This is a genomic window from Xenorhabdus bovienii (genome assembly GCF_024721015.1).
Classification (GTDB): Bacteria; Pseudomonadota; Gammaproteobacteria; order Enterobacterales; family Enterobacteriaceae; genus Xenorhabdus; species Xenorhabdus bovienii.
Genome location: NZ_JANAIF010000461.1, coordinates 1 through 250, shown reverse-complemented (window position 1 = coordinate 250; position 250 = coordinate 1). Strand labels below are relative to the sequence as shown.

The window sequence follows — 250 nt, the reverse complement described above, 5'->3', positions numbered from 1 at the left end:
GATGGGATAACGGTTATATGGAAGCACTGTTATTTAATCAATTTTAGCCGACTAAAATTTCATGCGTAACCCCTGGGGATTGCCGTTGATCATTCTCCCCTTTCCCGTTGGGTTCATCGTCGGGTTCCGTTGCTTGTGAAACGTTATCGGCGGTGCAGGCCTGATGTTGGGCATCGCTGGCGAATGGATGAAACCGATATCAAAATCAAAGGCCAATGGAAATATTTGTATCGAGCTGTGGACTCAGACG

At 46.8% G+C, this 250-nt stretch carries 1 pseudogene; it reads left to right on the top strand.

The window, feature by feature from the left end:
- Positions 1 to 75 precede the first annotated feature (75 nt).
- A pseudogene (locus NXS07_RS21405) lies at positions 76 to 250 on the top strand (DDE-type integrase/transposase/recombinase); the annotation flags it as partial.